At 73.9% G+C, this 14,625-nt stretch carries 15 protein-coding genes and 3 tRNA genes; 6 read left to right on the top strand and 12 right to left on the bottom strand.

Annotation, left to right across the window (positions count from 1 at the left end; translation table 11 throughout):
• The first annotated feature begins 8 nt into the window (after positions 1-8).
• Together purF and purM are read left to right on the top strand one after the other, a co-directional pair.
• Positions 9-1,559, top strand: a complete 1,551-nt coding sequence (gene purF, locus AB0637_RS22025; protein ID WP_366174836.1) for an amidophosphoribosyltransferase — start codon at positions 9-11, stop codon at positions 1,557-1,559.
• On the top strand, positions 1,556-2,644 hold the full coding sequence (purM, locus tag AB0637_RS22020; RefSeq protein ID WP_366174835.1) for a phosphoribosylformylglycinamidine cyclo-ligase: 1,089 nt from the start codon (positions 1,556-1,558) through the stop codon (positions 2,642-2,644). Before purF ends, purM begins: the two co-directional genes overlap by 4 nt.
• A gap of 73 nt (positions 2,645-2,717) precedes the next feature.
• Here purM and AB0637_RS22015 read toward each other — a convergent pair whose 3' ends face one another.
• The gene (locus tag AB0637_RS22015; protein WP_366174834.1) at positions 2,718-2,975 is read right to left on the bottom strand and encodes a DUF3073 domain-containing protein; all 258 of its coding nucleotides are present in this window, start codon (positions 2,973-2,975) and stop codon (positions 2,718-2,720) included.
• A gap of 203 nt (positions 2,976-3,178) precedes the next feature.
• Here AB0637_RS22015 and xylB point away from each other — a divergent pair, with 203 nt between their 5' ends.
• Positions 3,179-4,603 carry a xylulokinase gene (gene xylB, locus AB0637_RS22010; RefSeq protein WP_366174833.1) on the top strand — a complete coding sequence of 475 codons (1,425 nt, stop codon included), beginning with the start codon at positions 3,179-3,181 and terminating at the stop codon, positions 4,601-4,603.
• 3 nt (positions 4,604-4,606) lie between these two features.
• Here xylB and AB0637_RS22005 read toward each other — a convergent pair whose 3' ends face one another.
• From AB0637_RS22005 to AB0637_RS21990, 4 genes are all read right to left on the bottom strand, one after another.
• Entirely contained in the window at positions 4,607-4,912 is a 306-nt protein-coding gene (locus AB0637_RS22005) for a hypothetical protein (RefSeq protein ID WP_366174832.1), read from the bottom strand.
• A gap of 82 nt (positions 4,913-4,994) precedes the next feature.
• A tRNA-Phe gene (locus tag AB0637_RS22000) sits at positions 4,995-5,067 on the bottom strand.
• A gap of 30 nt (positions 5,068-5,097) precedes the next feature.
• Positions 5,098-5,171, bottom strand: a tRNA-Asp gene (locus tag AB0637_RS21995).
• A 102-nt stretch (positions 5,172-5,273) separates the two neighbouring features.
• Positions 5,274-5,346, bottom strand: a tRNA-Glu gene (locus AB0637_RS21990).
• 184 nt (positions 5,347-5,530) lie between these two features.
• Here AB0637_RS21990 and AB0637_RS21985 point away from each other — a divergent pair.
• Positions 5,531-6,574 carry a PHP domain-containing protein gene (locus tag AB0637_RS21985; protein WP_366174831.1) on the top strand — a complete coding sequence of 348 codons (1,044 nt, stop codon included), beginning with the start codon at positions 5,531-5,533 and terminating at the stop codon, positions 6,572-6,574.
• Here the strand turns inward: AB0637_RS21985 and AB0637_RS21980 are convergent.
• On the bottom strand, positions 6,510-7,388 hold the full coding sequence (locus tag AB0637_RS21980; RefSeq protein WP_366174830.1) for a helix-turn-helix transcriptional regulator: 879 nt from the start codon (positions 7,386-7,388) through the stop codon (positions 6,510-6,512). The genes AB0637_RS21985 and AB0637_RS21980 overlap by 65 nt on opposite strands.
• A gap of 111 nt (positions 7,389-7,499) precedes the next feature.
• On the opposite strand from AB0637_RS21980, the gene AB0637_RS21975 reads away from it, so the two are divergent.
• Entirely contained in the window at positions 7,500-8,195 is a 696-nt protein-coding gene (locus AB0637_RS21975; protein WP_366174829.1) for an SDR family NAD(P)-dependent oxidoreductase, read from the top strand.
• On the opposite strand, the gene AB0637_RS21970 is transcribed toward AB0637_RS21975, so the two are convergent.
• Genes AB0637_RS21970 through AB0637_RS21945 form a run of 6 tightly spaced genes read right to left on the bottom strand, consistent with a single transcriptional unit; the run spans position 8,159 to position 13,268 of the window.
• On the bottom strand, positions 8,159-8,464 hold the full coding sequence (locus tag AB0637_RS21970) for a hypothetical protein (RefSeq protein ID WP_366174828.1): 306 nt from the start codon (positions 8,462-8,464) through the stop codon (positions 8,159-8,161). The two genes, AB0637_RS21975 and AB0637_RS21970, sit on opposite strands and share 37 nt — an antisense overlap.
• Before the next feature lie 26 nt (positions 8,465-8,490).
• On the bottom strand, positions 8,491-9,222 hold the full coding sequence (locus tag AB0637_RS21965) for an SDR family oxidoreductase (protein WP_366174827.1): 732 nt from the start codon (positions 9,220-9,222) through the stop codon (positions 8,491-8,493).
• An 11-nt stretch (positions 9,223-9,233) separates the two neighbouring features.
• Positions 9,234-9,995: an SDR family oxidoreductase gene (locus tag AB0637_RS21960; RefSeq protein WP_366174856.1), complete on the bottom strand. Its 762-nt coding sequence runs from the start codon at positions 9,993-9,995 to the stop codon at positions 9,234-9,236.
• 17 nt (positions 9,996-10,012) lie between these two features.
• Positions 10,013-11,350, bottom strand: a complete 1,338-nt coding sequence (locus tag AB0637_RS21955) for an MFS transporter (protein ID WP_366174826.1) — start codon at positions 11,348-11,350, stop codon at positions 10,013-10,015.
• Positions 11,347-12,237 (bottom strand): polysaccharide deacetylase, encoded by an 891-nt coding sequence (locus tag AB0637_RS21950; protein WP_366174825.1) that lies wholly within the window; start codon positions 12,235-12,237, stop codon positions 11,347-11,349. Before AB0637_RS21950 ends, AB0637_RS21955 begins: the two co-directional genes overlap by 4 nt.
• Before the next feature lie 59 nt (positions 12,238-12,296).
• Complete coding sequence (locus AB0637_RS21945) at positions 12,297-13,268, bottom strand: asparaginase (protein ID WP_366174824.1); 972 nt, start codon at positions 13,266-13,268, stop codon at positions 12,297-12,299.
• A 152-nt stretch (positions 13,269-13,420) separates the two neighbouring features.
• On the opposite strand from AB0637_RS21945, the gene AB0637_RS21940 reads away from it, so the two are divergent.
• Positions 13,421-14,434: a LacI family DNA-binding transcriptional regulator gene (locus AB0637_RS21940; RefSeq protein ID WP_366174823.1), complete on the top strand. Its 1,014-nt coding sequence runs from the start codon at positions 13,421-13,423 to the stop codon at positions 14,432-14,434.
• The last annotated feature ends 191 nt before the right edge of the window (positions 14,435-14,625 follow it).

Below are 14,625 nucleotides of genomic sequence, written 5' to 3'. Positions count from 1 at the left end.
CTCGAGGCGTGGCCCGCGGTGACGGACGTCTGAACCACGACCTGCTCCCCGGCGAGAAGGGCCCTCAAGACGCGTGTGGCGTCTTCGGGGTCTGGGCGCCGGGTGAGGAAGTCTCCAAGCTCACCTTCTACGGCCTCTACGCCCTGCAGCACCGGGGGCAGGAGGCGGCCGGCATCGCCGTGAGCAACGGCGAGCAGATCCTCGTGTTCAAGGACACGGGGCTCGTGTCCCAGGTGTTCGACGAAGCGGCCCTGGAGTCCCTGCAGGGGCACATCGCGGTCGGGCACGCCCGCTACTCCACGACCGGTGGCGGCGGCTGGCAGAACGCCCAGCCCACGCTCGGCGACACCGCCGGCGGGACGGTGGCCCTCGCCCACAACGGCAACCTGACCAACCTCTTCGCGCTGCGCGACCTGCAGGCCGAGCGCTACCCGAACTCCGCGCGCCCCGTGCTGCCCGGCCGGCCCTCGCCCAGCGAGCTGGCCCGCGGCAACACCACGGACACCGCGATCCTCACGGCCCTCTTCGCGGGCGACCCCGACCACACGCTCGAGGCGACGGCGGCCGAGGTCCTGCCGCACGTGCAGGGCGCCTTCTCCCTCGTGTTCATGGACGAGCACACCCTCTACGCCGCCCGCGACCCCCAGGGCATCCGGCCGCTCGTGCTGGGGCGCCTGGACCGGGGCTGGGTCGTGGCCTCGGAGATCCCGGCCCTCGACATCGTCGGGGCCAGCTTCGTCCGCGAGGTCGAACCCGGCGAGCTCCTCGCCATCGACGCGGACGGGTTGCGCAGCACCCGGTTCGCCGAGGCCAAGCCGAAGGGCTGCGTCTTCGAGTACGTCTACCTCGCCCGTCCGGACACCGCCATCAACGGCAAGGTCGTCCAGGAGGCGCGGGTGGAGATGGGCCGGGTCCTGGCCCGCGAGCACCCCGTCGAGGCCGACCTCGTCATCCCCACCCCGGAGTCGGGCACGCCCGCCGCCATCGGCTACGCCGAGGAGTCCGGCATCCCCTACGGACAGGGGATGGTCAAGAACTCCTACGTGGGCCGGACGTTCATCCAGCCGAGCCAGACGATCCGCCAGCTCGGCATCCGGCTCAAGCTCAACCCGCTCAAGCACGTCGTCGCCGGCAAGCGGCTGGTCGTCGTCGACGACTCGATCGTGCGCGGCAACACCCAGCGCGCCCTCATCCGGATGCTGCGCGAGGCCGGCGCGGCCGAGATCCACGTCCGCATCTCCTCGCCGCCGGTGAAGTGGCCGTGCTTCTACGGCATCGACTTCGCCACCCGCGCCGAGCTCATCGCCAACGGCCTCTCGGTCGAGGACATCGCCCAGAGCATCGGCGCCGACTCCCTGGGCTACATCTCGGCCGAGGGCATGATCGAGGCGACCGAGCAGCCCGCCGAGCGTTTGTGCTCGGCCTGCTTCACGGGGGAGTACCCCGTGCCGCTCAACGACCTCGACCGTCTCGGCGAGCTCTCGATGGACAAGCCGCGCATCCCGATCACCCCCGTCACCCGGCACCAGCACGACACCCCCGAGGGAGCTCAGCAGTGAGTGGAACGACCTACGCCTCCGCGGGCGTCGACGTCGTCGCGGGCGACCGCGCCGTCGAGCTCATGAAGGCGTCCGTCGCCCGCACGCAGGGGCCGGAGGTCGTCGGCGGGTTCGGCGGCTTCGCCGGGCTCTACGACGTGTCGGCCCTCAAGGACTACCGCCGACCGCTGCTGGCGACGAGCACGGACGGCGTCGGGACGAAGGTCGCGGTCGCCCAGGCCCTCGACGTCCACGACACCATCGGCGCCGACCTCGTCGGGATGGTCGTCGACGACATCGTCGTCTGCGGCGCGACGCCGCTGTTCATGACGGACTACATCGCCTGCGGCCGGGTCGTGCCCGAGCGGATGGCGGCGATCGTCGCGGGCATCGCCCGCGCGTGCGAGGAGGCCGGGGTCGCCCTCGTCGGCGGCGAGACCGCCGAGCACCCGGGCCTGCTGGGCGCCGAGGAGTACGACGTCGCCGGCGCGGTGACCGGTGTCGTGGAGGCCGACGAGCTGCTGGGGCCCGAGAAGGTCCGTGCGGGCGACGTCCTCGTGGCGATGGCGTCCTCGGGGCTGCACTCCAACGGCTACTCCCTCGTGCGCCGCGTCGTCGCCGACGCCGGCTGGGCCTACGACCGGCACGTCGAGGAGTTCGGCCGCACCCTCGGCGAGGAGCTGCTCGTCCCGACCCGCATCTACGCCCGGCCCGCACTCGCGACGCTCGCGACGGGTGGGGTCCACGCCATGAGCCACGTCACCGGCGGCGGTCTGGCGGCGAACCTGGCCCGGTGCCTGCCCGCGGACGTGACGGCGGAGGTCGACCGTTCGACGTGGACGCCGGGTGCGGTGTTCTCCGTGGTCCGCGACCTCGGTCAGGTGCCGACCGACGACCTCGAGCGCACGCTGAACCTCGGCGTGGGCATGGTCGCGGTCGTGGCGGCGGAGCAGGCGCAGGCCGTCGTGGACACCGTCGAGCGGGCCGGCATCCCGGCGTGGGTGTGCGGTCAGGTCCGGGAACGGACCGAGGCGGACGGCGTGAGCAACGGCAAGGGGATCGCAGGAGGCGTGGCACTCCTCCGGGGGACTCACCAGGGCTGGTGAGGCTCGGAGGGGCACCACGCCTCGTGCGGGTGTGCCGCGGGCTCCTGCGCGGACTGGCCGTTCGTGCGTCGGGTCAAGCCCGGCGCTTGGACGTCCAGTCGTCGTAGTCGTCCGTGGCGGTGTACTTCGACCAGTCCTCGGGGTTGTCGTCCGAGTCCTCGTCGTCCACGTCAGACTCCGGCGCCTCGGGGGCGGCAGGCCGCCCCATCTGGCGGTACGGGTCGGGCCCGTGAAGCTCACGTTGCAGAGCGTTGTAGTCGGTGTCGGGACTGAAGTACTTCAGCTCCCGAGCGACCTTCGTCTGCTTGGCCTTCTGACGGCCGCGCCCCATGGCGTCGACCCCCTCGCGCGTCGGCCGGGGCAGTCTGTGCTGACCCCGGAGCAGCTGTCATCTCTCCGTGCCCCCAACGGTACATGTTCGGAAGACGTTCCGGCATCCCGGTCGTGACGTGGCACCCCGGACGGCCCACGGCGGCCGTCCAGCGGGGTCCCGGCATGGTGTTGGGTGGGCGCATGACCAGCGGAGGTGCAGGTGTGACCGGGGGATCGGGCGCGGGTGTGGTGGCCGGGATCGACTCCTCCACCCAGTCGTGCAAGGTCGTCGTGCGCGACGCCGCGACGGGGCGGTTGCTGCGGTCCGGCCGGGCCGCGCACCCCGACGGCACCGAGGTCGACCCCGCGCACTGGTGGCGGGCGTTGGAGACGGCGGTCGCCGACGCCGGCGGCCTCGACGACGTCGACGCCCTCGCGGTCGGCGCCCAGCAGCACGGGGCCGTGCTCCTCGACGAGGCCGGGGACGTCGTCCGGCCCGCGCTGCTGTGGAACGACGGTCGCTCCGCCGCCGCGGCCGACGCCCTGGCGGCCGAGCTGGGGGGTCCCGGCGCCTGGGCCGAGCAGGTCGGCAGCGTCCTCGTCGCGTCCCTGACGATCACCAAGCTGCGCTGGATCGCCGAGCACGAACCCGACGCCGTGGCCCGCACCGCCGCGGTCTGCCTCCCGCACGACTGGCTGACGCACCGCCTCGCCGGGGGCGGGGACGCCCGCCTGGTGACCGACCGCGGCGACGCCAGCGGGACCGGCTACTGGTCCCCGGCCGACGGGACCTACCGGACCGACCTGCTCGAGCGGGCGTTCGACGCCGTCCCGGCGCTGCCGGACGTCCTGGGCCCCGCGGAGGTCGCCGGGACGAGCGCCTCGCCCCTCTCGCGGGGCGCTCAGCTCGGACCGGGCACGGGCGACAACATGGCCGCCGCGCTCGGCGTCGGCGCGCAGGTGGGCGACGTCGTGGTCTCCATCGGCACCTCGGGGGTCGTCAGCGTCGTCAGCGAGGTGCCCACGCACGACCCCAGCGGGCTCGTCGCGGGTTTCGCCGACGCCACCGGTCGCTACCTGCCGCTCGTCTGCACGCTCAACGCGGCCCGGGTCCTCGACGCCGCGGCGCGGATGCTGGGCGTCGACCACGCCGAGCTGTCCCGGTTGGCGCTGTCCGCGCCCGCCGGCAGCGGTGGCCTGGTCCTCGTGCCGTACCTCGAGGGCGAGCGCACTCCCGTCCGCCCCGACGCCACCGGGGCCCTGCACGGCCTCACGTTGGCGACCTCCACGCCCGCCCACCTCGCGCGGGCGACGGTGGAGGGGCTGCTGTGCGGGCTGGCCGACGGCCTGGACGCCCTGGAGGCGCAGGGGTGCGCGGTCTCCCGCGTCGTCCTCGTCGGCGGCGGGGCACGGTCGGAGGCCGTGCGGGTCCTGGCGCCGGCGGTCCTCGGTCGCCCGGTCGTCGTGCCCGCCCCGGGGGAGTACGTCGCCGACGGCGCGGCCCGGCAGGCCGCGTGGGTGCTGGCGGGCGGGCAGGCCCCGCCGGAGTGGGCCTTGGGAGCGTCCGAGACCTTCGAGGCCGACCGGACGCCGCAGGTGCGGGAGCGCTACGCCGAGGTCCGCGACCTCACCGCCCGGCAGGTGTGAGGGTCAGCGCGAGGCCGCGAACCGGTCGCCGGCCGCGGCGAGGACGGCGGCCGCCGCGGTCGTCGTGAGCACGGCGGGCCACGGGCCCGTGCGCTTGGCCAAGGGGTGCGAGACGCCGACGAGCCCGACGGTGCCCACGGTCAGCGCGGCCGCGAGCACGGGGGAGGCGGCGGACCAGCGCGGGACGACGACGGCGAGCCCGGCGGCCAGCGCGGCGCCGGCGAGCTTGCGGTTCCCCGTCGAGCGACCGAGGGCGTACCCGCCCAGGAGGGCGGGGGCGAGGACGACGGGGCTCGGGATCGCAGGCACGCCGGGAGGTTAGCCGCCCGTCCTGGGAACGACGAAGGACCCCGGTGCAGTGCACCGGGGTCCTTCGGAGGCTCTTTCCAGGTGGCCAGGAGCGGGGTCGAACCGCTGACCTTCCGATTTTCAGTCGGACGCTCTACCAACTGAGCTACCTGGCCGTGCCGGGCCGGACAAACCGGCACGACGAGCGACCCCGACGGGACTCGAACCCGCGACCTCCGCCGTGACAGGGCGGCGCGCTAACCAACTGCGCTACGGGGCCTCAGAGAGGCCTTGCTCTTCCTTGCTGTCGTGCGCTTGCAGAGAAGACCTTACCCGATCCGTGCGGTGGTCGTGACCACCTCCCGGGCGGGGGACCCGCTCGTACCCCCAACGGGATTCGAACCCGTGCTACCGCCTTGAAAGGGCGGCGTCCTAGGCCACTAAACGATGGGGGCGTGGCGCTCTGGCACTGCTGCCGGAGCCCGTCCAGCATAGGGGACGCGTCAGGGTGCTGCGTCACGGCGCCCGGTCGTCGCCGGGGAGGTGCCGGGGGAGGAGCCGCTGCCGCGGCGCAGGCGGGGCACGGACCGATGGTGCAGAGTGGGTCCCGACCGTGTCCGGAGGCTGGGAGGAACCGCCGTGGACCCCGTGCAGGCGTTGCGCCGCACCGCGTTCCTGCTCGAACGCGAACAGGCCAGCAGTTTCCGGGTGGAGGCGTTCCGCAAGGCCGCCGCCGTCCTGCTCGCCCTCGACGCCGACGAGTTCGACGCGCGCCTGGCTGCGGGGACGCTGACCGACCTCAAGGGCATCGGGAAGTCGTCGGCCGAGATCGTCGTCCAGGCCGCGCAGGGACGCACGCCGGACCGGCTCGCGACGCTCGAGGACGCGGCCGGACCGCTCGTCGAGGGCGGGGAGGAGTTGCGGGCGCAGCTGCGGGGCGACCTGCACACCCACACCGACGCCAGCGACGGCGGGAGCCCGCTCGCGGAGATGGCGTTCACGGCGGCCGAGCTCGGCCACGAGTACATCGCCGTCACCGACCACTCGGAGGGGTTGAAGGTCGCCAACGGCCTCGACCGCGGGCGGCGCGAGGCGCAGCTGGAGCAGATCGCGGCGCTCGCCGCCCCGCTGGCCCCGTTCCGGCTGCTGTCGGGCATCGAGGTCGACATCGGCAAGGACGGCACGTTGGACTGCCCGCCCGACCTGCTCGCCCGCCTCGACGTCGTCGTCGCCTCGGTGCACTCCGAACTGCGGATGCCGGGCGACGCCATGACCCGCCGCATGCTCGCCGCGATCCGGTCGGGGCGGATGGACGTCCTCGGCCACTGCACGGGCCGGATGGTCAAGGGTGGCCACGGCCGGGTGGGGGAGAAGGGCCGCCCGCCGAGCGAGTTCGACGCCGCCGCGGTGTTCGCCGCGTGCGTCGAGTTCGACGTCGCCGTCGAGATCAACGCCCGGCCCGAACGGCTGGACCCGCCGCGGGCGCTCCTGCGGCAGGCCGTCGAGGCGGGGTGCCTGTTCACGCTGTCGACCGACGCGCACGCACCCGGGCAGCTGGACTGGCAGCCCTACGGGTGCGCGCGGGCGGAGGAGTGCGAGGTGCCCGCCGACCGGATCGTCACGACGTGGCCGGTGGACCGCCTGCAGGAGTGGGTGACGACGCGGCGCGCTGCCCACGCGTGACCCGGAGGAACTCCAGCTTCTCCGCGTCCACCGACCCCGTCGCCGCGCTGTAGACGACGATCCGGACGTCCGAGCCGGGGACCGTGAGGACGTCGCAGTCGCACGTGACGTCACCCACGTCGGGGTGCTCGACCGTCTTGCGGGCCGAGACGTGCCGGCCGACGGCGCCGGTGTCCCACAGCCGGGAGAACTCCGGGCTCGTGCGGCGCAGGTCGGCCACGAGCCCGGCGATGGTCCGATCGCGCGGGTGGTCGGCCAGCGCCGTCCGCAGGTCCGCGACGATCGCGGCCGGCATCCCCGGGTCGGCGTGCCGGACGGGGTGGCGGGCCAGTCCCACCCCGCCGAACAGGGCCCTCGCGAGGTTGCGCTGGTCCGGTGGGAGGGGCGTGGGGTCGCCGATGAGCGCCTCCCACGACGGCGTCCAGTGCAGCAGCGACCAGGTCGCGTCGAAGACCCCGACGGGGAACTCCTGCAGGCGGGCCAGGATCCGTTGGACCCCGGGCGGCACGTGCCGCGACACCGTCCCGTCCGCGGGCGGCAGCAGCCCGGCGAGGCGGAACGCGTGGTCCCGTTCGTCGGTCGACAGCTGCAGCGCCCGGGTGAGCGCCGCGACGACCTGGGCGGAGGGGTGGTCGGCGCGGCCCTGCTCGAGACGGACGACGTAGTCGACGGACAGGCCCGCGAGATCGGCCAGTTCCTCGCGGCGCAGCCCCGTCGCGCGCCGGCCCGCGCGGACGGGCAGGCCCACGTCGCGCGGGGAGAGGCGGTCGCGCCACCGTCGCAGCGCACTGCCCAGGTCCCCCGTGTCGTCCACCCGACCATCGTGCCCCGCGCGGGCACCTCGTCCGAGGCTGAGCCTGGTACTGCCCGTCCCACCGTCGGGCACGCCCTGGCACGGTTCCCCCGCCGGGGTGAGGGTGGCCCCATGACCACCACGTTCATCACCGGGGCGAACAAGTCCCTCGGCTACGAGACCGCCCGCCGGCTCCTCGCGGCCGGTCACACCGTCCTCGTCGGCGCTCGCGACCCCGAGCGGGGCCGCGCTGCGGCCGAGGCGCTCGGCGCCCGGTTCGTCCAGATCGACGTGACGGACGACGCGTCCGTCGCGGCCGCGGTGGCCGACGTCGCCGCGCACGAGGGCACCGTCGACGTCCTCGTCAACAACGCCGGGATCTCCGGACCGCACACGCCAGCGCAGGACCTGACCGCCGACGACGCCCGCGCCGTCTACGAGACCAACGTGTTCGGGCCGTTGCGGGTGACGAACGCGTTCCTGCCCCTGCTGCGGACGTCCGCGAACCCCGTCGTCGTCAACGTGACGAGCGGGCTCGGCTCCTTCGCCGCCACCCACGACCCGGAGCGGATCGAGTCGCAGGTGACGGCCCCGCTCTACACGTCGTCGAAGTCGGCCCTGACGATGCTCACGACGCAGTTCGCCAAGGCGCTGCCGGACGTGAAGTTCAACGCCGTCGACCCCGGGTACACGGCGACCGACTTCAATGCGCACAGCGGACCGCAGACGATCACGGAGGGGACGGACGCGATCGTCGAACTCGCCTCCATCGGGAAGGACGGCCCGACGGGTCAGTTCCGCGACCGCGCGGGGGTCGTGCCCTGGTGACGGTTCGCTGAGCGCAGGACCAGTCGCTCGGCGTCGGTCGTCGCACCCGCCGGGGGTTCCCAGCCCGCGGCGAGCGCGGCGGCCGTGACGGTGTCGAGGTCGGGGGCGACGAACGAGGCGCCCGTGGGGCGGGTGACCGTGAACCCCGAGACGCCCCACGGGGCCACCCGCCACCGCAGACCGGCGAGCAGCCCCTGCAGCGCCCGGGCGCGGGCCGCGACTTCCCGCGGTCCGCGACCGGCGACGGCGTCCTCCCACGGGCCCCTCACCCGGCCCGTACCGCAGGCCCCGCACATCAGGGCATCACGTCGCCGGAGTTCGGACCCAGCGTCTGCCCGACGTAGAGGTTCCCGCCCGGGTCGCTCGCCAGCAGCACGGCCGTCGGCGCGATCTCCTCGGGCAGGCCGAACCGGCCGAGGGGGAGTTCGGCCTGCTTGGCCCGCTTCCAGTCCGCGCTCAGCCCGTCGACGAGCGGGGTGCTCACGGGGCCGGGGGCGATCGCGTTGACGAGGACGCCGTGCGGGGCGAGCTCGCGCGCGGCGGCCTTCGTGAACCCGATGACACCGGCCTTGGCGGCGCTGTAGTGCGTCAGCGACTCACCGCCCTTCAGGCCGAGCTGGGACGCGACGTTGACGACGCGGCCCCAACCCTGCCGGACCATGTGCGGTGCGGCCCAGCGGGTCAGGAGGAACACGCTGCGCAGGTCGACGTCGATCATCCGGTCCCACGTCTCGACGTCCATCTCCACGAGCGGCACCTCGGTGAGGATCCCGGCGCAGTTCACGAGGACGTCGATCCGCCCGTGCTCGGCGGCCACGCCGTCGACGAGCTGCCGCGTCGCGTCGGCGTGCGTGACGTCGACCGTGCGGGCCTGCGCCCCGAGCTCGGTGGCGAGACCCTGGACGCGTTCCGCGTCGCGGTCGACGAGCACGAGGTCGGCGCCCTCGGCGGCGTAGGCGCGGGCGATGGCCGCCCCGATCCCGCTGGCCGCTCCCGTGACCAGCGCGGTCCTGCCCTGCAACTTCACGACGTTCCTCCTCAGCTCGGGAAGCGGACGGTGAGCCCGCCGTCGACGACGATGCTCTGCCCCGTGACGTAGGCCGCGTCGTCGCCGGTGAGGAACCGGATGACGCGGGCGGCCTCGTCGACCGTGCCGACCCGGCCGCGCGGGATGCCCGCTCCGGCCGCCGCGAGGCCGTCCGGGCCGAGGGAGTTCACGGGGTCCAGCGACTGCGGGCTCTCGATGAGCCCGGGGACCACGGCGTTGACCCGGATGCCCCGCGGGGCGAGTTCCACCGCGAGGGAACGGCACAGGCCCAGCACCCCGGCCTTGGCCGCGGCGTAGTGGGCGTGGTCGTCCCAGCCGTAGACGCCGCCCGCGATGGAGGACACCGCCACGAGCGCCCCGCCGCCGGTCATGGCGCCGGCGCACGAGCGGAACGTCCGCAGCACGCCCGTGAGGTCGACCGTGAGCACGGCGTCCCACGCGGCGTCGTCGAGGTCGGCGAGGGGAGCCCGGCGCAGGACCCCCGCCGCGGCGACGCCGACGTCGAGGCGTCCGAACTCCTCGACGGCCGCGGCTGCCAGGGCGTCGACCGAGGCGGCGTCCGCGACGTCGACGGGGACCGGCAGGCAGCGGCCGCCGGCCGCCTCGACGGCCGCCACGGTCTCGGCCACGTCGTGCGGGTCCGAGGGGAAGTACCCCGCGACGCTGTGGGCCCCGGCGCGGGCGTAGGCCACGGCGAGGGCGCGGCCGATGCCGCTGGCGCCCCCGGTGATGACGGCGACCTTCCCCTCCAACCCGTCGTCGCGGACGCTCACGCGGAGACCTCCTGCTCGAGCTCCACGGTCCGGTTCTCCGTGTTCCGGGCGCCGAGCATGACGATCCCGGACAGCAGCATGAACACCGAACCGGTGACGAGCGCGGCCGTCCGCATGCCGGCGCCCGCCGAGAGCAGGACGGTGAGCAGCGCGGAACCGGCGATCCCGCCGACGGGACCCATGACGTGGGCGACGTTGGTGCCCATGCCGCGGACCTGGGCGGGGAACGACTCGCCCATGTAGAACAGCAGGGCCGCGTAGGGGCCGGTGAGGAAGAACAGCGACAGCGAGTACGTGACCATCACCCAGGCACTGGTGTCCGGGCCCAGCAGCATGGCCGCGGTGACGACGGCGCCGACGGTCCAGCCGCCGATGATCGTCGTGCGGCGACCGATGCGGTCGCCGACCCAGCCGTGGAAGATGTAGCCGCAGAACCCGACGGCGTTCGCCAGGACGAGGACGACGAGGGAGTTGTCGAAGCTGAACCCCTTGGCGCCGGTGAGGACGCTCGTACCGAGGACGGAGAACACCTGGATGGCCATCCAGTTGAACAGCCAGGCCAGCGAGAGGCAGATGGTGTGCCGGCGCAGTTCCGGGGTGAACACGTCCCGGACGCGGGAGGGACGGTGGTCGGTGTCGGACAGGCCGTGCGCCCGGGCGATCTCGCCGGCCGCGGCGTCCTCACCCGCGGCCCGCAACCGCCGGACCTCCTTCAGGGCCGCGTAGGCGGGTGACTCGGGCAGCCGGGTGGCGGCGATCGCGACGATGACCGCGGGCAGCATGGCGACGACGAACGTCCAGCGCCAGCCCAGGTGCGGCAGCATGATCGCGGTCAGCCCGGCGGCGACGAGGGCACCCACGGGCCAGCCCGACTGCACGAAGCTGTACATGAACCCGCGGCGCTTGGCCTTGGCGTAGACCTCGTTGAGGTAGACCGCGTTGACGACCTCCTCGGAGGCGCCGAACCCGGAGAACGCGCGGATGAGGACGAGGGAGACCGCGCCCGCGGCCAGACCCGTCAGACCGCTCGAGATCGCGGCCCCGATGACGGTGATGATGAGCGCGCGCTTGCGCCCGAAGCGGTCCAGCAGGGAACCGACGACGAGCGAGACGAGGAACACCCCGACGGTGACCCAGGTGTTGACGCCGGCGGCGTACGCCGGCGACCAGCCGAAGTCCTCGGCGATGACGGGCAGCAGCGTGCCGAAGAGGGTGAAGTCGTAGACCGAGAACACCCAGGCGAAGAAGCAGACGATCGAGACGGTCAGCAGCGTGCGCGGGGTGATCGTCCGGTTCCAGGGTTCGACCTGCGCGGGCCGGGTCGACGCGCTCACGCGGTCACGTCCGTGCGGGGGAAGCGGGCGGTGAAGTCCTGGGCGATGGCGTCGAACGTCGTCCAGGTGACGCCGGAGTGGCCGCTGATGTGCTCGATGAGCCGTTCGAGGGCCATGAGGACCTGGGGGCGGCCCGAGACGTCGGGATGGATCGTCATCGTGAAAACGGCGTAGTCGTTCTCGCGGTACACCCAGTCGAACTGGTCGCGCCACATCTGCTCGATGTCGCGGGGGTTGACGAACCCGTGGCTGTTCGGGCTCGACTTGATGAACATCATGGGCGGCAGGTCGTCGAGGTACCAGTTCGCGGGGATCTCGACGAGGTCCGTCTCCCGGCCGCGCACCAGCGGCTTCATCCACTCGGAGGCGGGCTCGTCGTAGTCGATGGGCGTCCAGGAGTCCCCGACCCGCACGTAGTACGGCGTGAAGTCGCGGTGCATGAGCGAGTGGTCGTAGCGGATGCCGCGGTCGAGCAGGATCTCGTTCGTGACACCGCTGAACTCCCACCACGGGGCGACGTAGCCGGTGGGGCGGGTCCCGGTCCGGGTGGAGATGAGGTCGATGCAGTGGTCGAGGACCGTCTCCTCCTGCTCGCGTGACATCGCGATGGGGTTCTCGTGGCTGTACCCGTGGACACCGATCTCGTGGCCCGCGGCGACGCACGCGTCGAACTGCTCGGGGAACGTCTCGACCGAGTGCCCGGGCCAGAACCACGTCTGGGTGAGGTCGTGGCGTCGGAACAGTTCCAGCAGCCGGGGCACGCCGACCTCGCCGGCGAAGATCCCGCGCGAGATGTCGTCGGGGGAGTCGGCCCCGCCGTACGAGCCGAGCCAGCCGCCGACGGCGTCGACGTCGGTCCCGAAGGCGACGAAGATCTCCTTGGCCATGGGGGTGGTCCTTCCTGGGTGGTGGAGTTCGGAGGTTCAGGGGGTCTGGTGGGTGCTGGTCACGCCCGGGCGAACGCGGCTGCGCAGGCCCGGACCGGGTCGTCGGGGTCGGCCGCGAGGGCCACCGCGAGGAGGGTGCGGGCCTGCCAGGGGGACAGGTCGCCGGCGAGGACGGCGCCGCCGCGCTGCAGGGCGCTGCCGCCGCTGCCGTAGAGGGGGGCGACGGGGCCCTCCGGAACGCGGGAGGTGATGACGACGGGAACGCCTGCGGTGCAGAGCTCCTCGACGGCGGCGGTGACGCCGGGCGGGGTGTTGCCGGCCCCCATCGCCGCCACCACCAGGCCGCGGGCGCCGGCGGCACGGGCGGCCCTCAGCAGGGCACCGTCCGCGCCGAGGTGGGTCGCGACGACGTCGACGCGGGGCAGGTCGACGACGCCGGTGGGCAGCGACCAGCCGGGGCGGCGGGCCGGACGGCGCAGGAGGTCGACGCGACCCGCCGCGATCCGGTGGGTGGGCCCGAGCCCGGGGGCGGCGAAGGCGCCGGCCCGGACGGTGTGGACCTTGCGGACACCGCGCGCCGCGTAGGCCTCGCCGTCGAAGGCGACGAGGACCCCGCAGCCGCGGGCGTCGGGGTGGGCGGCGAGGTCCAGTGCGGCCGCGAGGTTGGCGGGGCCGTCCGGGGCGACGGCGTCGGCGGCCCGCTGTGCGCCGGTGAGGACGACCGGCCGGTCGTCGTCGTGCAGGAGGTCGAGCAGGAGCGCCGTCTCCTCCATCGCGTCGGTGCCGTGGGTGACGACCACGCCGTCGACGCCCTCGTCGAGGGCGGCGCGCACGGCCCGGTGCAGGCGCAGCAGGTCCCGGCCGGTGAGGGCCGAGCTGACGACGGTCGTGAGGTCCAGGGTGCGGACCTCCTCCGGCCCCCGCAGGGTGAGGGTGGCGAGCAGCTCGTCCGCGCCGAGGCGTGCCTCCAGGGCGCCCAGACCTCCTGTGCTGGAGATGGTTCCGCCGGTGGCGATGAGTTGCAGGGGCACGTCCGACCCTTCCGCGTCCGGGACGACTGCGTCCGTCGAAATCGATTGCGAGAACCGTACGCAATCGATTTCGAACCCACAAGGCCCGCAACACCGATTTAACGTGCGGGGTCCTGGCGTCGGCCGCGCACGGCATCGGGTACACAGGTGCGGTGACTGCGAGCGGCCGGCGTCCGGCGACCCTGGCCGACGTGGCCGCCGCGGCCGGTGTGCACGCCTCGACGGCGTCCCGGGCCCTCGGTGGGGGCGCGGGCATCGCGCCGCGGACCGTCGACCGCGTCCGCGCGGCCGCGGCCGAGCTCGGCTACCGGCCCGATCCCGCGGCCTCCTCGCTCCGGACCCGGCGCAGCGGTCTCATCGGCGTCCTCGTGCCGCGCCTGACCGACATCGTCCTGGCCACGATCTACGAGGGCCTCGACGCCGCTGCCGCCGAGGCGGGGTACCAGACCTTCGTGGCGAACACCTCCGACGACCCCGAGGTCCGCCGCCGCCGGCTCGGGGCGCTGCTGGACCGGCGCGTCGACGGCCTGGTGTTCGGCGACGCCCGCCTCGACGACGACCTGCTGCCCGAGATCGCGGCCCGGGGCCTGCCGTACGTCCTCGTGTCGCGGCGCAGCCGCGGGCACCTGTCGGTGACGACGGACGACCTCGCCGGCGGCCGGCTCGCCGCAAGGCACCTCCTCGAGCTCGGCCACCGGCGGGTCGCCGTCGTCGCGGGTCAGCCGTTCTCCAGCACCGGCGTCGAGCGGACCCAGGGGTTCCGCGAGGAGTTCGCCGCCGCGGGGCACCCCGTCCCCGACGACCTCGTCGTGAACTGCCGGTACGACGTCCCGGGCGGGCACGCCGCGGCGCTGCGGCTGCTGGCGGCCCGGCCCCGACCCACGGCGGTGTTCGCCGTCAACGACTTCAACGCCATCGGCACGATGGGGGCGTTGCGGGAGAGCGGGTTGCGCGTGGGGGAGGACGTCGCGGTCGTGGGGTACAACGACGTCTCGCTCGCCGCGGAACTCCCGGTCCCGCTGACGACGGTGCGCTCGCCGATGGTCGAGATGGGCCGCCAGGGGATGGCCCGGTTGCTCGCCCGCGCCGCCGGGACCCCGGTGCGCTCCCTGCGCCTGCGTCCCGAGCTCGTCGCCCGCGAGTCCTCCGGCGGCCCCCTGTCCTGACCGCCCGGGGGGCCGCATCGTTGGCACCTCGCTGTCGATGATTGGAAGTGAGGTGCCAACGATCCGAACCCCGGCGGCCGACGGGGTGACGCTCAGTGAGCCATTCTCAGTAGCGGCCTGACGGTCACGGGCGGTGACGCCGGTGGTGGTGCCGTGAGGGCTGAGGTGGCGGGTAGAGGTGAAACTCCGGT

The organism is Kineococcus sp. NPDC059986, from assembly GCF_040702905.1.
Classification (GTDB): domain Bacteria; phylum Actinomycetota; class Actinomycetes; order Actinomycetales; family Kineococcaceae; genus Kineococcus.
Note: the sequence above shows the minus strand (reverse complement) of the source record. Positions and strands in the feature narration are given on the sequence as shown.